We start from the raw sequence: 23,548 nt of genomic DNA on the forward strand, positions 1-23,548 counted from the left end.
CCTGACCGGGAGTACTCCCCGTGGCCACATTCCTGTACAAACTAGGCCGACTCGCCTTCCGGCGACGGCACTTCGTCGCCCTCATCTGGGTCGCGCTGCTCACCCTCGCCGGGGTGGGTGCCGCCTCGGCCCCCACCGCCGCCTCCAGCTCGTTCTCCATCCCCGGTACCGAGGCCCAGCAGGCCTTCGACCTCCTGGGGAAGCGCGCGCCCGAGGCCAGCGCCGACGGCGCCAGCGCCCGCGTCGTGTTCAAGGCGCCGAAGGGCGAGAAGGTCACCGACCCGGCCGTCAGGGCCGAGATCCAGCAGACCGTCTCCGCCCTCGGCTCCGGCTCCGGCCAAGTCGCCCGCGCCGACGACCCGTTCAAGGCCAAGACGGTCTCCAAGGACCGGACGACGGCGTACGCCTCCGTGACGTACAAGGTCACCTCCATGGAGCTGACCGACGACAGCCGGGACGCGCTGGAGAAGACCACCGACGAGGCGCGGGGCGACGGCATGACCGTCGAGGTCGGCGGTGACGCGCTGCAGGCCATGCCGCACACCGGCGCCACCGAGATCATCGGCATCGCGGTCGCGGCCGTGGTCCTCGTCATCACCTTCGGCTCGCTCGTGTCGGCCGGTCTGCCGCTGCTCACCGCGCTGATCGGCGTCGGCATCGGCGTCTCCTCGATCGCCGCGCTCGCCAGCGCCCTCGACCTGGGCACCACCACCTCGACGCTGGCGATGATGATCGGCCTCGCGGTCGGCATCGACTACGCCCTCTTCATCGTCTCGCGCTACCGCGCCGAACTCGCCGAGGGCCGCGACCGCGAGGACGCGGCGGGCCGCGCCGTCGGCACCGCCGGATCGGCCGTCGTCTTCGCCGGACTGACCGTCGTCATCGCCCTCGTCGGGCTCGCGGTGGTCAACATCCCGATGCTCACCAAGATGGGCTTCGCGGCGGCCGGAACCGTCGCCATCGCGGTCCTGATCGCGCTCACGATGATCCCGGCGCTGCTCGGGTACGCGGGCAAGAAGGTCAGGCCGACGGGGGAGAAGGGGAGGCTGTTCGGCGGTCGGAAGAAGGCCGGCGCGGCCGCGGCCTCCGGTGCCGACGCCCCGGCCAAGGGCGACGCCCCGGCCAAGGAGAACGCCCCGGCCGAGGGCAACGCCCCGGCCAAGGAGAACCTCGGCACCCGCTGGGCCCGCTTCGTCGTCCGGCGCCCCGTCGCCGTCCTGCTGCTCGGCGTGCTCGGCCTCGGCGCCGCCGCCCTGCCCGTCTCGCAGCTCGAACTCGGGCTGCCCGACGACGGCGCGCAGCCCACGTCCACGACCCAGCGCAAGGCCTACGACCTGATCGCGGACGGCTTCGGTCCTGGGTTCAACGGTCCGCTGATGGTGGTCACCGACCTCAAGGGCGTCGACGACGCCAAGGGTGAGGCGGCCGCCGTACAGAAGAAGATCTCGGGCCTCGACGACGTGCTCACGGTGAGCCCGCCGCGGTTCGACAAGGCGGGCGACACCGCGATGCTCAGCGTCGTGCCGTCGGCCAAGCCCAGCGGCACCGAGACCGAGAACCTGGTGCACGCGATCCGCGGCGAGGCGAAGGACGTCAAGGCCGACAGCGGTGCCGAGGTCATGGTCACCGGCACCACGGCCATGAACATCGACGTCTCGGAGAAGCTCAACGACGCCCTGATCCCGTACCTCGCACTCGTCGTGGGGCTCGCGTTCCTGCTCCTGATCGTCGTCTTCCGCTCGGTCCTGGTGCCGCTCAAGGCGGCCCTCGGCTTCCTGCTGTCGGTGCTCGCCGCGCTCGGCGCCGTGGTCGCGGTCTTCCAGTGGGGCTGGCTCGGTGCGCTGTTCGGCGTCGAGCAGACCGGCCCGATCATGAGCATGATGCCGATCTTCATGGTGGGCGTGGTCTTCGGCCTGGCGATGGACTACGAGGTGTTCCTCGTGACCCGGATGCGGGAGGCGTATGTCCACGGCGAGAGCCCGCACGAGGCGATCGTCACCGGCTTCAAGCACGGGGCGCGGGTCGTGTCCGCGGCGGCGGTCATCATGATCGCGGTGTTCGCCGGGTTCATCGGCTCCAGCGAGCAGATGGTCAAGATGATCGGCTTCGGCCTCGCCATCGCCGTCTTCTTCGACGCGTTCATCGTGCGGATGGCGCTGGTCCCGGCGGTGCTCGCGCTGCTCGGCCGCAGGGCCTGGTGGCTGCCGAAGTGGCTGGACCGCTCGCTGCCGAACGTGGACGTCGAGGGCGAGGGGCTGCGTACTCCGCAGGACCGGAGCGGGGACCGGGCCGATCCGGACGCGGACCGGGAACTCGTCCGCGTCTGAGTCCGCCCTGCGCGGCTGAGTCCGCCCGCGCGGCTGAGCCCTCGTGCCCGGGTCAGTGGGGCACGGGGGCGGCCGCGTACGTGCGGCGCAGGAAGCGGATCAGCGCCGAGGCGTCGAACTGCACGACCGCCACCCCCTGCGCCGAGTGGAACTCCAGGATCGTCTGGACCCGCCCGCACGGCCAGATGCTGATGTCGCCGCTCTCCGTCGGCGCCCGCAGCCCCTGTTCGAGCAGCTCGCGGCTGAAGGTCCAGTCGTGGGACCCCGGGAGGCCGACCCGCACCGCGCGCGGGTCGGCCTCCGGGTCGTAGCGCAGCGCGACGGGGACGACGACGTGCTCGTCGGGGGAGTCGGTGACCAGGTGGGCCCGGGTGTACTGCTCGACTGCGGACATGCTGACTCCTCGTAGTCGTTCCGGGTCGTTCCGGCCCACGGAAAGCGGCTCACTCCCCAATGTCCCATATGTACGCATATGTCACATAGGGCGAAGGGGGCGCGGAGACGGTCCGGCCCGCCCGTTCCGGACGGTCCGGCCCGCCCCCAATCGTTGCCGGACCGCTCTTGCAAGCGATTCGCAACAACGCCCATCATTGAAAGGTTCACGAGCGCCCCGCTCGGAGCGATCCGCTCTCGTCATGAGTGCCTCCCCACACTCATGACATGCGCCTTTCCAGGAGCACGCGCATGCATGTCCCCGATGGCTTCATCAATGCTCCCGTCTCCGCCGTCGCCGGTGTCGCCGCCGCGGGCGCGGTGGCCGTCAGCCTCCGTGGTGCGCGCAGAGAACTCGACGAGCGCACGGCGCCGCTGGCCGGACTCGTGGCGGCGTTCATCTTCGCCGTGCAGATGCTGAACTTCCCGGTCGCCGCCGGGACCAGCGGCCACCTCCTGGGCGGCGCGCTCGCGGCGATACTCGTCGGCCCCTTTACCGGGGTCCTGTGCGTCGCCGTGGTCCTGCTCATGCAGGGCCTGCTCTTCGCCGACGGCGGCCTGACCGCGCTCGGCGTGAACATCTCCGTCATGGCCGTCGTGACGACCGTCGTGGCGTACGCGATCTTCCGGGGCCTGGCGCGGCTGCTGCCGCGCGGCCGCCGCTCCCTCACCGTCGCCGCCTTCACGGCCGCGCTCGTCTCCGTACCGGCCGCGGCCGCCGCCTTCACCCTCATCTACGCCGTCGGCGGCACCACGGACGTGCCCCTCGGCAAGGTCGCCACGGCCATGATCGGCGTGCACGTCCTGATCGGCATCGGCGAGGCCGCGATCACGGCGCTGACGGTCGGCGCGGTCATCGCGGTCCGGCCGGACCTGGTGCACGGGGCGCGCGGCCTGACGGCGCCGCTGCGGCTGCGGGTCGGGGGCGAGCTGATCGACGCGCCCGGCACCACCCCGGCCCCCGCCGCTGCCGCCGCCCGCTCGCACCGCAAGCTGTGGGCCGTGGGCCTCGCCGCCTCCGTCGTCCTCGCGGGCTTCGTGTCCTTCTACGCCTCCACGAACCCCGACGGCCTGGAGAAGGTCGCCCACGACAAGGGCTTCGACAAGGGCGAGAAGGAGCACGCCGCCGCCGACTCGCCGCTCGCCGACTACGGCATCAAGGACATCAGCGACGCCCGCCTGTCCGGCGGCCTCGCGGGCGTCATCGGCGTCGGCGCGACGGTGGTGGCGGGCAGCGCGGTGTTCTGGGCGGTCCGCAGGCGCCGCGCCGCGGGGACGGGCCCGGCCTCGACCGCCTCGGCGACCGAACCGGCGGAGACCGGTCCGGCCCCGACCACCTCGACCCCCTCGACGACCGAGCCCACGGCCACCGCCTCGGCGACCGAACCCGCCGAGAACGCCTGACATGGGTGCCGGTCACGCCCACCGCCTCTACCGCCACGGCCACTCGCCGGTGCACGCCCTGCCCCCGCACACCAAGCTCACCGCCGTCTTCTGCTTCGTGGTCGTCGTGGTCTCCACGCCCCGCGAGGCGATGTGGGCGTTCGCGGCGTACGCGCTGCTGCTCGCGTCGGTGGCGTACGCGGCCCGGGTCCCGCTCCTCTTCTGGCTGAAGCGGCTGCTCATCGAGATCCCCTTCGTGGCGTTCGCGCTGCTCCTCCCGTTCGTGGCGCAGGGCGAACGCACCGAGGTCCTCGGGATGTCGCTGAGCGTCCACGGTCTGTGGGGCGCCTGGAACGTCCTCGCCAAGGGCACCCTCGGAGTCGCCGCCTCCGTCCTCCTCGCCGCCACCACGGAACTCCGCGAACTGCTCCTGGGCCTGCAGCGCCTGAAGCTCCCGCCGCTGCTCGTCCAGATCGCGTCCTTCATGATCCGCTACGGCGACGTCATCGCGGACGAGATGCGGCGCATGCGGATCGCGCGCGAGTCCCGCGGCTTCGAGGCGCGCGGCGTGCGCCACTGGGGCGTGCTCGCCAAATCGGCGGGCGCGCTGTTCATCCGCTCCTACGAGCGCGGCGAACGCGTCCACCTCGCCATGGTCAGCCGGGGCTACGCCGGGTCGATGCCGGTCATCGACGAGGCGACGGCGACCCGCGCCCAGTGGACGTACGCCCTCACCCTGCCCCTCACCGCCCTAGCCGTCTGCCTGTTGGGATGGACCCTGTCGTGACTGCCGCCGTACCCGCGTCCCTGGAGGTCGCCGGCCTCGCCTACGCCTACCCCGACGGCCACCAGGCCCTGTTCGGCGTGGACCTCAGCATCGAACGCGGTGAACGCGTCGCGCTGCTCGGGCCCAACGGCGCGGGCAAGACGACCCTCGTCCTGCACCTGAACGGCATCCTCACCGCGGGCGCCGGGACGGTCACCGTGGCCGGACTGCCCGTCGGCAAACGGCACCTGGCCGAGATCCGCCGCAAGGTCGGCATCGTCTTCCAGGACCCCGACGACCAGCTGTTCATGCCGACGGTGCGCGAGGACGTGGCCTTCGGGCCCGCGGCGGCCGGAATGCGCGGCCCCGACCTGGAGGCGCGCGTGCTCAAGGCCCTCGGGCAGGTCGGCATGGCCGAGTACGTCGACCGGCCGCCGCACCACCTCTCCTTCGGGCAGCGGCGCCGGGTCGCCGTCGCCACCGTCCTCGCCATGGAGCCCGAGATCCTCGTCCTCGACGAGCCGTCCTCCAACCTCGACCCCGCGTCCCGCCGCGAACTCGCCGACATCCTGCGCTCCCTGGACGTCACCGTCCTCATGGTCACCCACGACCTGCCGTACGCCCTCGAACTCTGCCCCCGCGCGCTGATCCTCAGCGAAGGCGTCATCGCCGCGGACGGCCCCACCGGCGAACTCCTCGCCGACGCCGACCTCATGAGCGGCCACCGCCTGGAACTCCCCTTCGGCTTCGATCCGAAGACCGTACGGGCGCACGGGTAGTGGAATCTTCGGCTACGAAAGGCTGTTGTGCGGTACATGAACACTGACGTGGAGGCGGCCGGCCCGGCCGCCGCAGCGGTGCACGGGACGGTGGCCGCGGGGTTCGAGCCCGTACGGGACGCCTTCGTACGCAACTTCACCGCGCTCGGTGAGCGGGGCGCCGGGGTCGTGGTGTACCGGGACGGGCGGCCGGTGGTGGACCTCTGGGGCGGGGTCCGGGACTTCGACGGGGGCGCCGGTGGAGGCGCGGCCGATGCCGGGGGCGCACCCTGGGAGCGCGGAACCGCGCAGGTCGTCCGCTCCGCGACCAAGGGGGTCGCCGCCGCCGTCCTGCTCCTCCTCCACCAGCGCGGTGAGCTGGACCTCGACGCCCCCGTCGGCGCCTACTGGCCCGAGTACAAGGCCCACGGCAAGGACCGGGCGCTCGTACGCCACGTCCTCGCACACCGCGCCGGGGTCCCCGCCCTCGACCGCCCCCTGACCCCCGGGCAGGCCCTCGACCCCGAGGTGGCCGCCGCCGCGGTCGCCGCGCAGGCGCCCTTCTGGGAGCCGGGGACGGAGCACGGCTATCACGCCCACACGTACAGCTGGCTGACCGGGGAGCTGGTGCGGAGGGTCACCGGGCGCTCCATACGGGACGTCGTCGCCGAGGAGATCGCCGGGCCGCTGGGCCTCGACCTGTGGGTCGGCCTTCCGGCCGCCGAGGCGGGGCGGGTGGGACGGCTGGGGCGACTGGACGCACCCGCCGCCGGGCCGGGGCTCCGCACCCGGCCCAAGCCCCAGGTGTCCGAGGCCTACCGGGACCCGGACTCCCTCACCCGGCGGGCCTTCGGGGTGATCGATCCGTTCCCCGACGAGAACTCCGCCGCGTACCACTCGGCCGTGCTGCCCGCGTCCAACGGGATCGCCACCGCGGGGGCGCTGGCCCGCTTCTACGCCTCCCTCATCGGCGAAGTCGAAGACGGCGCCCGCCTGTTCACCCCCGGCACCCTCGCCCTCGCCCGCGCTGAGGCGTCCGCCGGGGCCGACCGCGTCCTCGTCGTCCACACCCGGCTCGGCCTCGGCTACATGCTCCACGGCGCGGCGTCGCCGCTCCTCGCGCCCACGTCGTTCGGGCACCCCGGGCGGGGCGGCGCCCTCGCCTTCGCCGACCCCGAGTCGGGCCTTGCCTTCGGCTATGTCACGAACGGGATGGGGAAGGGGGTCACGGCGGACGTGCGGGCACAGGGGTTGGTGAGGGCGCTCCGGGGCGCGGTCGCCTGACGCCCGTGTCGTGGCCGCCCTCAGTCAGGGTTGTGCCCCCGCGCGACGGTGAGTTCGAACCAGACCGTCTTGCCGATGCCCCCGGGGCGAAGTTCCGTGCCCCAGTTGTCCGACAGCGTGGCGACCAGGGTCAGGCCTCGGCCCGACTCGTCCTCCGGGCATGCCTGCCTGGGCGCGGGCGGTGTCGCGTTCGCGTCCGACACCGCGATGCGGAGGCGGCCCGCCTTCAGTGCGCAGTGGGTCCAGATCTCTCTGCCCGGGGAGACCTTCGCGTGTCGGTACGCGTTCGTCATCAGCTCGCTCAGGAGGAGCGTCGCCGTCTCTGTGACCTCGGTTGGTAGGTCCCACGAACTTGCCTGCTCCCGGAGGAGGGTTCGGGCCCTCCCGACGCTCCTGGCGTGGCGCGGCAGGTGCCATTCGACCTCTTGGGGGAGGGGTTCGGGGCAGGGCGTGAACTCTCCTGTCGTGCGGCTGGCGATCTCGAATTCTCGCTGTTCCCCCGGCAGAGCCTGCCGACAGTTCTGACTCCTCGTCTCCCAGGAGAGGCCCGAGGGCCGAGTCACCGTCAGCACCTCACCGTCCGCAGCCGTCACTTGGACGACGCGCCCTCGGCGCGTGTCCACGACGACGTCCCCCACGGCCGTCGCCGTGCTTGCGTCAGTCATCGCCCTGTGCCCCTTGGATCAGGGCGCGAGCCATCATGCGGCCCGTGTACGGGCTGACCGTGCCGAGTTCGATCTGGCCCCGGTCGTCCACGCGCAGGCCGGGGAGGTCGAGCCCCTTGTACTCCAGGGCGTCCCTGAGGTCTCGGATCGCCACGGACAGCTCCATGCGCTGTCGCGTCCCGTTGTCGTTGGTCATAGGTGGTACCTCGTAGGGGAGTTGGTCCTTCCGGAGGACTCCCAGGCTGCTCACCTGTGGGTACGTTTACTAGGAGTAGCGATTCCGATACCGGACTGTGGAACGGGGCATATGCCAGGCGCTAACGAGCTCGATCCGGCCGAGAGCCTTGAGGCGTACATCGGGAACCAGGTCAGGGAGGCGCGGCGGGCGAAGGGCTGGTCCCAGACCGACCTCGCGGCCAAGGTGTTCAGCAACAAGAGCAGGATCTCCGGGGTGGAGAACGGGGAGGCGCTGGACCACGCGCTGGCGATCAAGCTGGGCTTGGTGCTCGAACTGGGCGACTCGCTGACGGACTTGGTCAGGATCCGGGAGCAGCAGACGGTCCGCCACTACGCCAAGCCGTATCTGGCGAAGCAAGAGAGCGCGGCACTGATCCACACCGTTGGATTCCTCGTTCCTGGACTGCTTCAGACCCCTGACTATGCACGCGAGCTCATGCTGATCGGCCAGGTTGATAACCCGACCAACGTCGAGTCATACGTCGAGCAGCGCATGGAGCGCCAGAAGCTATGGGAGCGGGACGATCCCCCGTGGTTCGCAGCTGTCCTCGACGAGGCAGCCATCGCTCACGCCAACGCCCCTCAACTGGAACGGCTGCGTGAGGCCCAGGAGCAGCAGAACATCACGCTCCAGCTTCTCCCCTTCGGGGCTGGCAAGATCATGGGAACCATGGCTGTCCTGACGCAGCCGGACGGTTCGCGAGGCGCGTATACGGAGGGCTTTCTGACCGGCCATTACTCCGAGGAACCAGCAGCTGTCCTGCGGTTCCAGCGGGTCTATGATCGGCTCGCCTCCAGCGCATTGACGGCTGAAGCGACCACAGCTTGCATCGAAGACGCATTGAAGAGGTTCAAGTGAGCAACCCGGATTGGCACAAGTCGACTTACAGCAGTAGTGGCGACAACGACTGCATAGAAGTCGCCGACAACCAGCCGCTCATCCTGATCCGCGACACCAAGGACCATGCGGCCGGACTCATAGAGGTGACCCCGGCGGCCTGGGCCGCGTTCACCGGTCACGTGAGCCGCGGCTGAGGCCGATGAAGCGGTGGGGCTCGAAGCTCGGGCCCCGTAGCCCCCAGCTCGGCCTCCCGCGCCCACGCCAGGGCCCGCTTCATCGCGTTCGTGCAGAGCTGAGCCCCGGTCCCCGGGCTTCGGGAGCCGAGATCCGAGCGCCTTTTGTAAGGATTGGGCGGTTGGGTACCTACCACCCACCCCCTTCAACTCCCGCCCGCACCACCGAACATCGCTTTTCGTGACCGACTTGCCACGCGCCGTCGCGACCCTCTAGCGTTCGCGGCGACAAACGAAAACGACCCCGACCGGGTGCTACCAACACCCGCCGGGGTCTCACCCCAAGATCGGTAAGGTCGATCCCGTGGCTTGCGAAGACTCTAACGCCGCCCTGCCCGCCTCCGCACACCCCATGGCCAAGCCGGGCTACGGCAAGCGTTCCGCACCTGACCAAGGGCCCGCCCACGCCCGCGACTTCGGACACCTCCCCGCCCGAGCGGCCTACCTCGCCGCCTTCGTCGACCGGCTTCCCGAAGGCGCCGCCATGGACGCCAAGACCCTCGCCAGGGCTCAGCCCCTCTACGGCCAGCAGGCCGTCCGCACCGCCCTCAACGAGCTGTCGCGAGCCGGGCACCTGCGACGTGTACGGCGACTCGCTCAGGGCGAGGGCGACGCCGGGACCGGCACGCGTTGGGTCTTCCGCACGTACTGGACCCGTACCGCACGTGACAGCGAATGGTGGAGCCGGTTCCTCGACGGTGACGCGCCCTCGCCGACCGAGGCCCGAGGCGGCGGCGCCCCCGACGACGTACCCGAAGAGCGGCATCAGCTCACGACCCAGCCCGCGCCGCCCTCCTCCACGTACGACATCCTCGCCCAACTCGGCCGAAGCGTCCCGCAGTTGATCCTGTCCGCCGCCGACTGTGCCGCGCTGGAAGACCTGGCCGCCGACTGGCTCGCCCGAGGTGCCACGGCCGACGACCTCACCCGAGCCCTGAGCGCAGGACTTCCCGAGCAGGTCCATGCACCCCGTGCCTTCCTCCGGCGGCGCCTCCTCGACAAGATGCCGCCCGTTCCCTCTCCGAGTGCGCCACGTACACCGCACCGCACGATCATGGAATGCACCGCCTGTGGCGTGCCCGGCCGCCCGGAAGCCCTGCCCGGGGGCCTGTGCCGCGCCTGTCGGGCACCGGAAGGTACGGGGGACCCCGGCAGCCGTCGGCGGCCCGTACCCACCACCCCTGAACCCGCCGACGTGCACCGCCACGCCAGCCGGGTCCGCCGCGCTCTCACCGGGCCGCATGGGCGCCGGGCGGGCTGTTCCGGCAGGTAGTGGGGGCGGGTGGGTGGGGAAAAGCCCGTCCGGCGATTGAGGACGAGGCGCGAAGCGCCGATTCGGGGGCGCCCCCGTCCCACCTGAAGGGGAACACCCACCCCCGGGGTCCAGGGGCGCAGCCCCGGTTTCGGAGAAGGGGCGGGACCGGGGCGCCCCCGCGAGGTCGGTCAGCCCGCGTGGAGCATCAACCCGATCCCCGCCACCATCACCCCCGCGGCCACGATCCGCGACCACCCGAACTTCTCCTTGAAGAAGAGCGCGCCGATCGCCGCCCCGACGATGATGGAGGACTCGCGGAGGGCGGAGATCGGGGCGAGGTCGGCCCGGGTCTGGGCCCAGAGGACGAGGCCGTACGCGGCGACGGAGAGCGCGGCGCCGAAGAGCCCGACGGCGGCGAACGGCCGCAGCCGGGCGCCGAGTTCCCCGCGCCAGCGGTAGCAGGCGTACGCGGGCACGGCGATGCCTTCGAGGATCATCAGCCAGGCGATGTACCCGATGGACGACCCGGAGGCGCGTACGCCGAGACCGTCCACGACGGTGTACGCCGCGATGGAGACACCGGTGGCCAGCGCGGCGCCGATCGCCGCCCAGTCCGGCCGCCGCCCCGACCCCCGGATCCCCCACACGGCGAGTCCGGTGAGCCCGGCGGAGCAGACGACGACCCCGGCGGCCTGCCACCCCCCGGGCACCTCCCCGGCGAAGACGGCGGCGAGCACGGTCACGACGAGCGGCGCGCTGCCGCGGGCGATGGGGTAGGCCTGCCCGAAGTCCCCGAGCCGGAAGGACCGCATGAGCAGGACCATGTAGGCCACGTGCAGGACGGCGGAGAGGAGGAGGTAGGGCCAGGCCCCGGCGGCGGGCAGCGGGGCGAAGGGGGCGAGGAGGAGGCCGATGAGGGCGCCGCCGCCGGATATGAGGGTGAAGCCGAGGAGTTTGTCGGTGATGTGGTGGGCGATGGCGTTCCAACTGGCGTGGGTGACGGCGGCCAGCAGCACGGCCCCCGTGACCAGCGGCGTCACTGACCGGTTCCGTCGGCCTCGCGTACGTCCACCAGTGTCCCGCCCGCGTGCGCTACCAACTCCTCCGGCGCCATCGGGAAGACGGTGTACGGCGTACCCGCGGCAGCCCACACCACGGAGTGCCCGAGCAGCGACCGGTCGGCGAGCACCCGCGTCGGGTTGGCGTGCCCGAAGGGCGGGACGCCCCCGATCGCGTACCCCGTGGTCTCGCGCACGACGTCCGCCTTGGCCCGCGTGACCTTCTCCGCGCCCAGCGCCTGCCGCACCAGCTCCACGTCGACGCGCGAGGAGCCGTCCATGAGGACGAGCACGGGCACCCCGTCGGCGGCGAAGATCAGGGACTTGCAGATCTGGCTGAGCTCGCAGCCGATCGCGGCGGCCGCCTCGGCCGCGGTGCGGGTCTGGTCGGGGAAGCGGCGGATGCGGTCGGGAAGGTCGTCGAGGCCGAGCCCGCGCAGGGCCTCGACGAAGCGGGGGTGGGCGCCGGATGCGCCCGTGGCGTTGTCCGTAGTGCTCATGCGCTGCACGCTAGCGGTACGTGTGTATGCCACGCGACCATGAATCGTGCCCGGAACCGGGACGGGGCCGGGGGGCTGCCGCCCCCGGACCCCCGCTGTCGGCGCTCCGCGCCTCGTCCTCAATCTCCCCCAAGCTCTTGAGGAGCAGGGGGGACCCCCACGACGGGCTGAAATACCCCCGGCGCTCCCTACTTCCCCGCCAGCAGCATCGCCCGCACCACCGGCCCCGCCGTCTCCCCGCCGTGCCCGGCGGCCTGCACGACCGCCGCCGCCGCCACGTCCCCGCGGTACGCGGTGAACCAGCCGTTGGGCTTCTTCTGGCCGTCGACCTCCGCGGAGCCGGTCTTGGCGCCCGAGTCGGACCCGAGGCCGGCCATGGGCTCGGCGGCGGTGCCGGAGACGCCGGTGTAGTGCATGAGGTCGCGGAGGGCGGAGGCCGTCCGGCCGGACATCTTGCGGGGGGCTGTGGCGAGCTGGCGGTCGTCCACGTCGGGTGAGACCAGGTAGGGCTGGCGGAACGTGCCGGACTTCACGGTGGCGGCGACCGACGCCATGTTCAGGGGGTTCATCCGGACGCCACCCTGGCCGATGAGCGAGGCCGCCATCTGCGCGTCGGACTGCACCGGCACGGCGCCGTCGAACGAGGAGACGCCGACGGACCAGTTGTCACGGCCGAGGCCGAACACGTCCTGGGCCTGCTTCGTCAGGTCGTCGTTCGACAGCTTCTCGGCCTGGGTGATGAAGGCCGTGTTGCAGGACCGCGCGAAGCTGGCCCGGAACGTACCGCCCTTGATCTGGAACTTGTCGTCGTTCTGGAACTTCCAGCCGCCGTACGTCTTGTACTTCGGGCACGGGTGCTTCTTGTCGACGCCCGCCAGCTTCTTCTCCAGGAGCATCGACGAGGTGATGACCTTCATCGTGGAGCCGGGTGCGAGGGAGCCCTGGAAGGCCGTGTTGAAGCCGCCGGGCCGGGAGTTGGCGACGGCCAGGATCTCGCCGGTGCTGGGCTTCACCACGACGACCGAGGCCTGCTTGCGCTTCGCCGTCTGCTTCTCCGCGGCAGCCTGCGTCCGCGCGCTGATCGTCGTCTTCAGCGTGCCGGGGGTGCCGGGGGCGAGGGCGAGGAGCGTCTTGTCGGGGGTGTCCTTCGCGTCGCTCTTCTTCGAGGCTGGGTTCTTGGAGTCCTTGGAGTCCTTGGAGTCCTTGGAGTCCGGCTCGGCGTCCGCGCGCACCACCCGCAGTTCCACGCCCGCCTTGCCGCCCGCCTCCTTGCCGAACTTCTCCCGCAGCCCGTCCAGGACCGTGCCGAGCGAGGGGTACTTGGCGGCCGTCAGCGGACCGCCGTCCCGGTCCACGGCCTTGATGGGCGGCGTGCCCGCCGCACCCGTGACCAGGCGGTCGCCGTCCCGCAGTTCGGGGTGGACGACCGACGGCCGCCAGGAGACGAGGACCCGGCCGTCGGCCGCGCGGCGCGCGACGGTCAGCGCGGAATCGTACGCGTACGCCTTGTCCTTTCCCCCGTACGAGATCGTGGCCGCCGCCTTGAACGGCACCTTCGCGCTCTTGCGGGTGGCGGGCTTGCCGGGCTTCAGGCGCACCGCGGAGACCTTGGCCTCCTCGCGGTAGGCGGTCAGCGCCGCCCGGGCCGCCTTCCGGTCGTCCGTCAGCGCCGCCGCCGAGGCCACGTCGCCCTTGCCCCAGGCGGTGAGGAACGCCCGCGCGGTGGTGCGCACTTCGGCGGCCGTGGGCGGTCCCGTCGCCACGGTCTTGCCGTCCGACTCGCCGTCACCGCTCCCGCCGGACAGGGCGTACGCGGCGACCCCCACGCCGCACACGATCGCCACGGCCGCGCCGCCGAGCACGGCAGGGTGCGCCTTCTTGCGCTCGGTCGCACGTCTTCTCTTGCCCACAGACCCTCCGCCAATCCCCTCGGCCCCCGCCGCACCCAACTCACCGGTTTCCCAACCTAGCGGCACCCGCGCACGCCTTCGACCACGGCAGCGCCATCCGGGGCGCCGGGCGTTGCCCCAGCGTGCCTTCGCCACCCGGCCGCATCCGCGTCACCCGGCCGCATCCGTCACGCGCCCGAACGCAGCACCGCCGCCACGATCGGCCCGGCGGTGTCCCCGCCGTGCCCGCCCTCCTGCGCCATCGCGGCCACCGCCAGGTCCCCGCGGTAGCCCGCGAACCAGCTGTTGGGCCTCGCCTGGCCGTCGACCTCCGCCGACCCCGTCTTCGCGCCGATGTCACCGCCGAGGCCCGCCATGGCCCGCGCGCCGGTGCCCGTGACCGCCGTCCGCCGCATCAGCTGCCGCAGTTGGGCGACGGTGCCGGCGGACAGGCCGCGTGCGGTGGCCAGTTCGCCGCCGATGAGCGACTTCGGTACGAGGACGGGCTGGCGGAACGTGCCCGTCGTGGCCGTCGCCGTCACCGACGCCAGGTTCAGCGGGTTGAGCTGCACCTGGCCCTGGCCGATGGCGTTGGCGGCGCGGTCGGGTCCGGCGGACGCGGGCACCGTGCCGTCCGCCGACGTGATGCCGGTCCGCCAGTTGTCCCGGCCCAGACCGAAGTTGGCCTGTGCCTCCTCGGTCAGCGAGGCGTCCGTGAGCGGCTCCTCGTCGACCAGCTTCACGAACGCGGTGTTGCAGGAGCGCGCGAAGCTGTCCGCGAGGGTCGCGTTCCCGTTCGGTGCCATGCCCTTGAGGTTGTGGAAGGTCTGGCTCTGCCAGGTCGCCGCCGGGGTGCAGGGCGCGCGCCCGGACGCCTTGGTGACGCCCCGGTCGATGAGCATGGCCGCCGTCACGATCTTCATGGTCGAGCCGGGCGCCAGCTTGCCCTCGAAGGCCGCGTTGAACTCGTCCTTCCGGTGGTTGGCGACGGCGAGCACCGCACCGGTGCTCGGCCTGACCGCGACCACCGACGACTCGGCGTACCGGGCCACGGCCCCCTCGGCGGCCCGCTGCGCCGCCGCGCTCAGCGTCGTCCGCAGCGTCCCCGCCCGGCCCTCGGCGAGCGTGAGCAGCGTCTTCGTACCGGCGTCCGTGTTCTCGCGGGCCGCGCGCCGGACGTACAGCTCGATGCCGGGTCTGCCGCCCGCCCGGTCGCCGTACTTCGAGCGGAGCTGGTCAAGGACGGGCGCGAGCGAGGGGTACGCCTTCGCGGTCAGGGCGCGGCCGTCGCGGTCCACGGCCCTGATCGGTGGCGCCGCGGCCTCGCCCGTCTCCAGGGTGTCGCCCCGCCCCAGGTCCGGGTGCACGACGTCCGCCCGCCAGTCCACCAGCGCCCGGCCGGTGCTGACGCCGCGGACGACGTCGAAGGCGGAGGCGTACCGCAGCGGCTTGCTCCTGCCCTCGTACGCGACCGTGGCGCGGACCGTGAACGGCACCCGCGTCCCGCTGATCCGGCCCGCCGTCAGCTGCACCTTCCGGATGTGCGCGTCCTCGCGGTAGCCGGTCAGGGCACTGGCGGCCGCCGAAGCGTTGTCGGTGTACGCGGCCGCGCCGTTCGCGTCGCCCTTCGCCCAGGCCGCGAGGAAGGCGGCGGCCGTCTCCCGGACCTCCGCGCGCGTCGGCGGGCCGCTCCTGCGCGCGCCGCCTTTCGCCGCGGACGACGAACCGCTGTCGGCGTTCACCGCGGTCACCACGTTGTAGGCGCCATATCCGGAACCCCCCACCAGCACGGCGAACACACCGCCGACAAGAGCAGCCTTCGCTCCCTTGCGCATCAAGCGCTCCCTCCCCAGGAATGCCACAACCCTAAGAGGATCAGGGACAGGAGGTGCGGAAAGCGCCGGGTGTTATCGGAAGCTGTCCGATTGTCGCGTTCAGACCCAGGTATCGAGCCACATTCGCGACCGCCAGGAATCGATCGGGATCGCCTGCCCTGTATAGATCGGCCAGAAGTAAATGAAATTCCAGAAGATCAGCAGCACGAGTACGCCCGCCGCCGCGGCGCCCACCACCCGGCGCCGTTCCGAGGAACCCGGTGGTCCCAGGATCGCGCCGATCAGCATGGCGAGGGCCAGGCAGAGGAACGGCACGAAGACCACGGCGTAGAAGTAGAAGATCGTCCGTTCCTGGTACATGAACCACGGCAGATATCCCGCCGCGACTCCGCACACGATCGCGCCCGCGCGCCAGTCCCTGCGGAAGAACCACCGCCACAGGACGTACAGCAGCGCGATGGCCGCCGCCCACCACAGCAGGGGCGTGCCGAGCGCGAGGACCTCGCGGGCGCACTTCTCCTTGGTGTCGGCGGGGCAGCCGTCGGTGCCGGGCGCCGGGGACTCGTAGAAGTACGAGACCGGGCGGCCGTCGACGATCCAGCTCCACGGGTTGGACTGGTAGGTGTGCGGCGAGGACAGGCCGACGTGGAAGTCGTAGACCTTGTTCTCGTAGTGCCACAGGCTGCGCAGCCAGTCCGGGAGCCAGGACCAGCCGCTGTCCTTGCCGTCGGTCGCCGCCCAGTTGCGGTAGTAGCCGCCGGTGCCGTCGCTCGGCGAGAGGATCCAGCCCAGCCACGACACCAGATAGGTGAACACCGCGACCGGCACCGTCGCCACGAACGCGGGCAGCACGTCCCGCCTCACCGCCGCCAGGTACGGCCGCTCCGCCCCGGCCACGCGCCGCGACCCCGCGTCCCACAACACGGTCAGCAGGCAGAAGAAGACCATGATGTACAGGCCGTTCCACTTCGTGCCGAAGGCCAGGCCCAGGCACAGCCCGGCCGCCCAGCGCCACGGCCGTCTGCCGAGCCGCAGGGTGTGCGCCACGTACGCGTCCGGGCGCGCGATCCCGTCGGCGTCCACCGGCAGCGCCGCCGCGAGCCGTGCGCGCGCCTTGTCCCGGTCGATCAGCAGGCAGCCGAACGCCGCGAGCACGAAGAACATCAGGACCTGGTCGAGCAGCGCCGTACGGCTCATCACGAAGTGCAGGCCGTCCACGGTGAGCAGCGCGCCCGCCAGACAGCCGAGGAACGTCGAGCGGAACAGGCGCCGCCCGATCCGGCACAGCATCAGGACCGACAGCGTGCCGAGGACCGCCGTCATGAACCGCCAGCCGAACGGGTCGAAGCCGAACAGCCACTCCCCGACGCCGATCACGTACTTGCCGACCGGCGGATGCACCACGTACGCCGGGTCCGTGGGCAGCGCGATGCCGCCGCCCTGCTCGATGACCGACTCGTTGACCTTGTCCGGCCAGCTCAGTTCGTAGCCCTTGTGGATGAGGGCCCAGGCGTCCTTCGCGTAGTACGTCTCGTCGAATATCACGTCCTTGGGGCTGCCGAGGTTCCAGAACCGCAGCACCCCCGCCACCAGCGCGACCGCCAGCGGACCCAGCCAGCCCGACCACCGCACCAGCCGCTCCGACAGCTGCCCCGGCACCCCGAGCGCCACCCACAACCGCTGCCCCGGACGCGCGTACGGCGGCACCAGACGCTCCCGCACATCGCCTCTCGGGCGTGCCGTGTAGCCGAAGCGGCGCAGCCGGTGCTGCCACGACGACGGCTGCTGCTCCTCGGCTGCCTGGCCCTGGCGGGTGTCCGGGGAAGACGCGGTACTGGTCACCGCGCCATCGTAGGGAACCCGACTGTGACAGTCCCGCGCCCGGCCCCTGCGAGGATGGATCCGTGACAGGAAGCGCAGATTCAGTCGTCAGTCCGTCCACGAGCGCCGAAACCCCGGCCGCCGACGGCATCCTCGTCCTCGCGGGCACGCCCATCGGCGATGTCTCGGACGCGCCGCCGCGCCTCGCCGCCGAGCTGGCCGGGGCCGACGTCGTGGCCGCCGAGGACACCCGCAGGCTGCGCCGGCTCACGCAGGCGCTCGGGGTGCAGGTGGGCGGCCGGGTCGTGTCGTACTTCGAGGGCAACGAGGCGGCGCGCACGCCGGAGCTGGTCGAGGCGCTCGCGGGCGGGGCGCGGGTGCTCCTGGTGACGGACGCGGGCATGCCGTCGGTGTCCGACCCCGGGTACCGGCTCGTGGCCGCCGCCGTCGAACGCGGCATCCGCGTCACCGCCGTGCCCGGGCCCTCCGCCGTCCTCACCGCGCTCGCCCTGTCCGGGCTGCCCGTCGACCGCTTCTGCTTCGAGGGCTTCCTGCCGCGCAAGGCGGGCGAGCGGCTCTCGCGGCTGCGCGAGTCGGCCGCGGAGCGGCGCACGCTGGTGTACTTCGAGTCGCCGCGCCGCCTGGACGACACCCTCGTCGCGATGGCGGAGGCCTTCGGCGGCGAGCGCCGGGCCGCGGTGTGCCGGGAGCTGACCAAGACGTACGAGGAGATCCGCCGCGGTTCCCTGAAGGAGCTGGCTGAGTGGGCGGCCCCCGGCGACGTGCGCGGCGAGATCACCGTGGTGGTCGAGGGCGCCCCCGAGAAGGGCCCCGCCGAGCTGGGTCCGGACGAGCTGGTGCGCAGGGTCCGGGTGCGTGAGGAGGCGGGCGAGCGGCGCAAGGAGGCCATCGCGGCGGTCGCGGCCGAGGCGGGGCTGCCCAAGCGGGAGGTGTTCGACGCGGTGGTGGCGGCGAAGAACGCGGGGCGGGGGGCCTGACCCGTCGGGGGTGGGGCGGGCGCCGTGACGAGGGCTTCGGGAGCCTTGTGCCCGGTGGTGCCGGAGAACCGGTGCATCTGCCCGGCGCGCAGGTCACGGTTCCGGCGCAGGGGGCGCACGGAAGAGCCCATCGGCGGGCAAAGGACTATCGTGAATGTTAAAGCGCGGGCCGCGCATCAGGCTGGTTTTCTATGGAAAGGCCAAATCGCGCCCAACAGTCGACAGGTCTGATGCGCTCGCTTCGGGAAAGGCGTCCACTGGTTGCAGGGACGCACCCGTCCCACGCTGCCGAACCGGGTCCGGAAAGATCCCGGGCGGCGGCGCTTGTCCAGCGGACAAGAGGAGCTGGCATGAGTGAGATCGCAGACACCGGTCACCGCACCGCGGCTGTCAATGTCGTCCATGAGTCCTATGCGTTCGCCTGCATGCGATGCGGGCACGGCTGGGAGCAGTCGTACGAGATAGAGCACCACGTCGACGCCAAGGGCCAGGAATTCGTGACGTACGTGGCGAACGGCCAGCGGGTGCCGTCGCCGCTGACCCGGCCCACCTGCCTGAACTGCGGCGGGCACGTGGTGCGCATCATGCGGGCGGGCCAGGTGTCCTCGGTGCGGTCGGCACTCGAATCCCTGCACCACCGGCAGGCCGCCCACCGCGTGGCCAAGGGCGGGACGGCCGCCGCCACCGACGAGGGCGCGACGCCCGGCGACGACGACCCGGCAGCCGAACCCAAGCACCACTGGCACCTGTCGGACCTGCTGCACCCCTTCCACCACCGCAAGGCGGGCTGACCTTCGCGGACCCCCGCTGTCGGCGCTTCGCTGCACCGGCGAGACATATAGCCCCTCCGGCGTTTGAGGAGCGGGGTCCGGGGCGGAGCCCCGGTTTCGGGAAGGGGCGGGATTGGGGAAGCCCCGCAGGGCTTCGTACGATCGCCCCATGCCTGCCGACAAGAACGCCGCACCCCCGCAGCCGGAACCACTGCGGGTGCCGGCCGCCGACTCCCACACCCACCTCGACATGCAGTCCGGCACCGTCGAGGACGCCCTCGCCAGGGCGGCCGAGGTGGGCGTGACGACGGTCGTGCAGGTCGGCTGCGACGTGGCGGGGTCCCGCTGGGCCGCCGAGACCGCCGCCGCCCACCCGGCCGTGCACGCGGCGGTGGCCCTGCACCCGAACGAGGCGCCCCGCATCGTGCACGGCGACCCCGACGGCTGGTCCCGCCAGGGCGAGCGCCCCGCCGGTGGCGACGCGGCCCTCGACGAGGCGCTCGCCGAGATCGACCGGCTCGCGGCCCTGCCGCACGTCAAGGGCGTCGGCGAGACCGGCCTCGACTACTTCCGCACGGGCCCCGAGGGCAAGGCCGCCCAGGAGCGTTCCTTCCGCGCCCACATCGAGATCGCCAAGCGGCACGGCAAGGCGCTGGTCATCCACGATCGCGAGGCGCACGAGGACGTGCTGCGGGTCCTCAAGGAGGAGGGCGCCCCCGAGCGCACCGTCTTCCACTGCTACTCCGGCGACGCCGCGATGGCCCAAGTCTGCGCGGAACACGGCTACTTCATGTCCTTCGCGGGCAACGTCACGTTCAAGAACGCGCAGCCGCTGCGCGACGCGCTCGCCGTCGCCCCGCTGGAGCTCGTCCTCGTCGAGACCGACGCGCCCTTCCTGACCCCCGCCCCGTACCGCGGACGGCCCAACGCCCCCTATCTCATTCCGGTCACGCTCCGCGCCATGGCCGGGGTCCGGGGCATCGGCGAGGACGCCATGGCCGCGGCGATCTCCTCGAACACAGCCCGCGCCTTCGATTACTGATCGATAACGACCGAAGGTTTCCCGGGCCTGACAGCTTGGGTCAACACGTCGACACAGAGTAGTCACGCTGCTTTGGAGAGTGACGGCGCCTCCGCTAGGTTCTGCAAGCCGATCTGCACTTGGCTTGTCAGTGGTCACTTGTCAGCTGGAGCGTCGTCGTGAGCAAACCGCAGTACGAGACGTATGGGCAGCCGCAGTACGCGCCGCCCGGGCCGCAGGGTTCGTACGACGCCTATGACGCCTACGACGTGTACGACCCGTACGGGCCCGCGTACGGATACGAGGGCGGGGGCGCCGGGGGCGGTGGCGCGGACGGGCCCGCGACACAGGTGTTCACCGCCGCCGAGTTCAGCGCGGCCGACGCGTTCGACCGGGCGGAGGGGTTCGCCGGGAACGGGGTGCCCACGCAGGTCTTCGGGGCGGGCGGCGCCGTCGTCGACGAGCTGCCGACGCGGGCGTTCACGCCGGACGCGTTCGCGGGGGGCGGGTTCGGGGTGGACCCGCTGGTGGACCGGGGCGGGTACGCGTACCCGGACTCCGGTGCGCAGGGGTACGCGGGGGCGGCGGACGGGCGGGAGAGCCGGGGGTCCGGCGAAGGGGTGGCCGGGGACGTGGCGTTCGACGACGGGGCGGGTGACGACGAGGTGGCCGGGGGCGAGGTGGGCGACGGGGCGGCTGGGGACGGGGTGGCCGACGGGGCGGCGGTCGGCGACGGGCGGGCCGGGGCGCGGCGGGCGGCGCGGCGCAGACGGACCGCCGAACGGCCCGACGGGCTGCGCAGGCTCGTGCCGCAGGCGCTCGTCGTCGCGTTCCTCGCGGGCGGCACCTCCGCCTTCGTCGCCAACGACAAGGCCATCCAGCTCACCGTCGACGGCAAGCCGCGCACCCTGCACACCTTCGCCGACGACGTGGGCGAACTCCTCGCCGACGAAGGCGTGGACGTCGGCGCGCACGACATCGTCGCCCCCACCACGACCACCGCCCTCGCCAGCGGCGACGAGATCGCCGTCCGCTACGGACGCCCCGTCCAGCTCACCCTCGACGGCCGCCGCCGCGAGGTCTGGACGACCGCCCGCACCGTCGACGGGGCGCTCCAGCAGCTCGGGGTGCGCGCCGAGGGGGCGTACCTGTCGGCCTCGCGCAGCAAGCGCATCGCCCGCGAAGGGCTCGACCTGGACGTCCGGACCGAGCGCACCGTCACGATCATGGCCGACGGGCGGTCCCGGACCATCCGTACGAACGCCGCGACCGTCGGCGAGGCCGTCGAGGAGTCCGGGGTGACCCTGCGCGGCTCCGACACCACGTCCGTGCCGCCCGGCAGCTTCCCGCGCGACGGGCAGACCGTCACCGTCATGCGGATCTCCGGCCGCAAGGAGGTCCGCGAGGAGCCGATCCCGTACGACGTCCGCAAGACCGAGGACGCCTCGCTGCCGCGCGGCACGGAGGTCGTGGCGCAGCCCGGACGCGAGGGCGCGCGGCGGATCACGTACTCGGTGCGCACCGTGAACGGCGTCAAGCAGAAGCCGAAGCGGCTGCGGAGCGAGGTCGTGCGCGAGCCGCAGACGCGGATCGTCAAGGTCGGTACGAAGGCCCAGCCGACCGCCGTCGCCGGGGCCGAGGGGCTCAACTGGGGTGCCCTCGCGGCCTGCGAATCCGGTGGCCGACCCGGAGCCGTCGACCCCTCCGGCACCTACGGCGGCCTCTACCAGTTCGACACCCAGACCTGGCAGTCCCTGGGCGGCGCGGGCCGCCCCCAGGACGCGCCCGCGGCCGAACAGACCCACCGAGCGAAGAAACTCTACGTCCAACGGGGCGCCAGCCCCTGGCCCCACTGCGGCCGCCAGCTCTGACGTGCGACTGGAGCAACCAGCACCCCCGCCGGAACCGGGGTCACGCCCTGCCGCGCGTACGGGTGCCCCCGCCACCCCTGCCCCACCGCTCCGCGGCGGATCCCGCCCACCCGCCCACCCGCTCACTGGAACCGGCAGGCTTCGGTCCGGAACCAGGGTCACCCCGCACCGCACCTGCGGCCGCCCCGGGCTCCCGGTGCCGGGTCCGGTCGTTCGGCGTCGCGGGGGCGGGTGGGACGGCTGGTTGGGGGGTTGAGGCTGCCCTGCGTTTGCGGCGGAGCCAGACCGACGGTGGGAATTCCAGCCCGTCTGGTGCCTGAGGCGGATGGCGAGGGGATGTCAGCCTGTCCGGTGCTTGAGGCGGATGGCGAGGGGATGTCAGCCTGTCCGGTGCTTGAGGCGGATGGCGAGGGGATGTCAGCCTGTCCGGTGCGTGAGGCCGACGGTGAGGGAATTTCAGCCCGTCCGGCGCTTGAGGACGAGGCGCGGAGCGCCGACAGAGGGGGACAGGGGCGAAGCCCCATAGTCTCGGTGGCGGGCCGAGGCCGACCGCCGCGGCGGGACCGGGACCGAGGCCGGGACCGGGACCGAGGCCGACCGGCGCGGCGGGTCCGGGGGCAGCGACCCCCGGGCAACCGCACGAGCAGGTGAGCGGCGGACCCAGGGCTACCCTGGGGCGGTGAGCACCACCGAGCAAGGCCCCCTCCTCGGCCCCGCCGACATCCGCGACCTCGCCGCGACCCTCGGCGTACGCCCGACCAAGCAGCGCGGCCAGAACTTCGTCATCGACGCGAACACCGTCCGCCGCATCGTCCGCACCGCGGAAGTGGGCCCGGACGACGTCGTCGTCGAGGTCGGCCCGGGCCTCGGCTCGCTGACCCTGGCTCTCCTGGAGACGGCGTCCCACGTGACCGCCGTGGAGATCGACGACGTGCTCGCCGGGGCCCTCCCGGCGACGGTCGAGGCCCGCATCCCGCAGAAGGCGGCCTCCTTCGACCTGGTCCACAGCGACGCCATGCTGGTGCGTGAGCTCCCGGGGCCCGCTCCGACGGCCCTGGTCGCGAACCTCCCGTACAACGTCGCCGTACCGGTGCTGCTGCACATGCTCGACACCTTCCCCAGCATCGAGCGCACGCTGGTGATGGTGCAGGCGGAGGTCGCCGACCGCCTCGCCGCCGACCCCGGCTCGAAGGTCTACGGCGTCCCGTCGGTGAAGGCCAACTGGTACGCCGAGGTCAAGCGCGCCGGGTCCATCGGCCGCAACGTCTTCTGGCCCGCCCCGAACGTCGACTCGGGTCTGGTGTCGCTGGTGCGCCGCGCCGAGCCGCTGAAGACCACCGCGTCCAAGCGGGAGGTGTTCGCGGTGGTCGACGCCGCGTTCGCCCAGCGCAGGAAGACGCTGCGTGCGGCCCTCGCGGGCTGGGCGGGCTCCGCGGCGGCGGCCGAGGCGGCGCTGGTGGCGGCGGGCGTCTCGCCGCAGGCGCGCGGCGAGTCGCTGACGGTGGAGGAGTTCGCGCGCATCGCGGAGAACGCGGAGAACACGGCTGAGCCCGCAGGCAACGAGCCCACGGACAACTGACCCACCGAGCACACCCCCAAAACCA

Annotated in this window: 21 protein-coding genes; 13 read left to right on the top strand and 8 right to left on the bottom strand. The window is 72.3% G+C overall.

Features of this window, described 5'->3' with window-relative positions:
• The first annotated feature begins 20 nt into the window (after positions 1–20).
• Positions 21–2,327: an MMPL family transporter gene (locus IE274_RS15580; RefSeq protein WP_190116314.1), complete on the top strand. Its 2,307-nt coding sequence runs from the start codon at positions 21–23 to the stop codon at positions 2,325–2,327.
• Between the two features lie 52 nt (positions 2,328–2,379).
• On the opposite strand, the gene IE274_RS15585 is transcribed toward IE274_RS15580, so the two are convergent.
• The gene (locus IE274_RS15585; protein ID WP_190116315.1) at positions 2,380–2,721 is read right to left on the bottom strand and encodes an SsgA family sporulation/cell division regulator; all 342 of its coding nucleotides are present in this window, start codon (positions 2,719–2,721) and stop codon (positions 2,380–2,382) included.
• A gap of 290 nt (positions 2,722–3,011) precedes the next feature.
• Here IE274_RS15585 and IE274_RS15590 point away from each other — a divergent pair, with 290 nt between their 5' ends.
• From IE274_RS15590 to IE274_RS15605, 4 genes are read left to right on the top strand one after another with little or no spacing between them, the layout of a single operon-like run.
• Positions 3,012–4,163, top strand: coding sequence for an energy-coupling factor ABC transporter permease (locus tag IE274_RS15590; RefSeq protein ID WP_190116316.1), 1,152 nt, complete (start codon positions 3,012–3,014; stop codon positions 4,161–4,163).
• 1 nt (position 4,164) lies between these two features.
• Positions 4,165–4,929 carry a cobalt ECF transporter T component CbiQ gene (gene cbiQ / locus IE274_RS15595; protein WP_190116317.1) on the top strand — a complete coding sequence of 255 codons (765 nt, stop codon included), beginning with the start codon at positions 4,165–4,167 and terminating at the stop codon, positions 4,927–4,929.
• A complete protein-coding gene (locus tag IE274_RS15600) occupies positions 4,914–5,687 on the top strand; it encodes an energy-coupling factor ABC transporter ATP-binding protein (protein ID WP_190116318.1) in 774 nt (257 codons plus the stop codon). Before cbiQ ends, IE274_RS15600 begins: the two co-directional genes overlap by 16 nt.
• A gap of 36 nt (positions 5,688–5,723) precedes the next feature.
• A complete protein-coding gene (locus IE274_RS15605) occupies positions 5,724–6,950 on the top strand; it encodes a serine hydrolase domain-containing protein (RefSeq protein WP_190116319.1) in 1,227 nt (408 codons plus the stop codon).
• A 20-nt stretch (positions 6,951–6,970) separates the two neighbouring features.
• On the opposite strand, the gene IE274_RS40210 is transcribed toward IE274_RS15605, so the two are convergent.
• Positions 6,971–7,615 carry an ATP-binding protein gene (locus IE274_RS40210; RefSeq protein ID WP_190116320.1) on the bottom strand — a complete coding sequence of 215 codons (645 nt, stop codon included), beginning with the start codon at positions 7,613–7,615 and terminating at the stop codon, positions 6,971–6,973.
• The gene (locus IE274_RS15615) at positions 7,608–7,811 is read right to left on the bottom strand and encodes a hypothetical protein (protein WP_190116321.1); all 204 of its coding nucleotides are present in this window, start codon (positions 7,809–7,811) and stop codon (positions 7,608–7,610) included. The genes IE274_RS40210 and IE274_RS15615 overlap by 8 nt, the downstream gene beginning before the upstream one ends.
• 111 nt (positions 7,812–7,922) lie before the next feature.
• Between IE274_RS15615 and IE274_RS15620 the strand changes: the two genes are divergently transcribed.
• From IE274_RS15620 to IE274_RS15630, 3 genes are all read left to right on the top strand, one after another.
• Positions 7,923–8,711 carry a helix-turn-helix domain-containing protein gene (locus IE274_RS15620; protein WP_190116322.1) on the top strand — a complete coding sequence of 263 codons (789 nt, stop codon included), beginning with the start codon at positions 7,923–7,925 and terminating at the stop codon, positions 8,709–8,711.
• On the top strand, positions 8,708–8,887 hold the full coding sequence (locus tag IE274_RS15625; RefSeq protein ID WP_229909560.1) for a DUF397 domain-containing protein: 180 nt from the start codon (positions 8,708–8,710) through the stop codon (positions 8,885–8,887). The genes IE274_RS15620 and IE274_RS15625 overlap by 4 nt, the downstream gene beginning before the upstream one ends.
• A 343-nt stretch (positions 8,888–9,230) precedes the next feature.
• Positions 9,231–10,199 (top strand): hypothetical protein, encoded by a 969-nt coding sequence (locus tag IE274_RS15630; protein ID WP_190116323.1) that lies wholly within the window; start codon positions 9,231–9,233, stop codon positions 10,197–10,199.
• Between the two features lie 170 nt (positions 10,200–10,369).
• Here the strand turns inward: IE274_RS15630 and IE274_RS15635 are convergent, their stop codons facing one another.
• From IE274_RS15635 to IE274_RS15655, 5 genes are all read right to left on the bottom strand, one after another.
• On the bottom strand, positions 10,370–11,221 hold the full coding sequence (locus IE274_RS15635) for an EamA family transporter (protein WP_190116324.1): 852 nt from the start codon (positions 11,219–11,221) through the stop codon (positions 10,370–10,372).
• Complete coding sequence (locus IE274_RS15640) at positions 11,218–11,739, bottom strand: YbaK/EbsC family protein (RefSeq protein WP_190116325.1); 522 nt, start codon at positions 11,737–11,739, stop codon at positions 11,218–11,220. The genes IE274_RS15635 and IE274_RS15640 overlap by 4 nt, the downstream gene beginning before the upstream one ends.
• A gap of 188 nt (positions 11,740–11,927) precedes the next feature.
• Positions 11,928–13,649 carry a penicillin-binding transpeptidase domain-containing protein gene (locus IE274_RS15645; RefSeq protein WP_190116326.1) on the bottom strand — a complete coding sequence of 574 codons (1,722 nt, stop codon included), beginning with the start codon at positions 13,647–13,649 and terminating at the stop codon, positions 11,928–11,930.
• 167 nt (positions 13,650–13,816) lie between these two features.
• A complete protein-coding gene (locus tag IE274_RS15650; RefSeq protein ID WP_190116327.1) occupies positions 13,817–15,463 on the bottom strand; it encodes a penicillin-binding transpeptidase domain-containing protein in 1,647 nt (548 codons plus the stop codon).
• Between the two features lie 99 nt (positions 15,464–15,562).
• The gene (locus IE274_RS15655; RefSeq protein ID WP_190116328.1) at positions 15,563–17,305 is read right to left on the bottom strand and encodes a dolichyl-phosphate-mannose--protein mannosyltransferase; all 1,743 of its coding nucleotides are present in this window, start codon (positions 17,303–17,305) and stop codon (positions 15,563–15,565) included.
• A 128-nt stretch (positions 17,306–17,433) separates the two neighbouring features.
• On the opposite strand from IE274_RS15655, the gene rsmI reads away from it, so the two are divergent.
• The 5 genes from rsmI (at position 17,434) to rsmA (ending at position 23,523) form a co-directional block, all read left to right on the top strand.
• Positions 17,434–18,282, top strand: a complete 849-nt coding sequence (rsmI, locus tag IE274_RS15660; protein WP_190116510.1) for a 16S rRNA (cytidine(1402)-2'-O)-methyltransferase — start codon at positions 17,434–17,436, stop codon at positions 18,280–18,282.
• Between the two features lie 350 nt (positions 18,283–18,632).
• Positions 18,633–19,073 (top strand): hypothetical protein, encoded by a 441-nt coding sequence (locus IE274_RS15665; protein ID WP_190116329.1) that lies wholly within the window; start codon positions 18,633–18,635, stop codon positions 19,071–19,073.
• A gap of 148 nt (positions 19,074–19,221) precedes the next feature.
• Positions 19,222–20,094 (top strand): TatD family hydrolase, encoded by an 873-nt coding sequence (locus tag IE274_RS15670; RefSeq protein ID WP_190116330.1) that lies wholly within the window; start codon positions 19,222–19,224, stop codon positions 20,092–20,094.
• A 158-nt stretch (positions 20,095–20,252) separates the two neighbouring features.
• Positions 20,253–21,944 carry a resuscitation-promoting factor gene (locus IE274_RS15675; protein ID WP_190116331.1) on the top strand — a complete coding sequence of 564 codons (1,692 nt, stop codon included), beginning with the start codon at positions 20,253–20,255 and terminating at the stop codon, positions 21,942–21,944.
• Positions 21,945–22,623: 679 nt separating this feature from the next.
• Complete coding sequence (gene rsmA / locus IE274_RS15680; RefSeq protein WP_190116332.1) at positions 22,624–23,523, top strand: 16S rRNA (adenine(1518)-N(6)/adenine(1519)-N(6))-dimethyltransferase RsmA; 900 nt, start codon at positions 22,624–22,626, stop codon at positions 23,521–23,523.
• Positions 23,524–23,548: the final 25 nt, after the last annotated feature.

It is taken from the genome of Streptomyces flavofungini, assembly GCF_014650815.1.
Taxonomy (GTDB): Bacteria; Actinomycetota; Actinomycetes; order Streptomycetales; family Streptomycetaceae; genus Streptomyces; species Streptomyces flavofungini.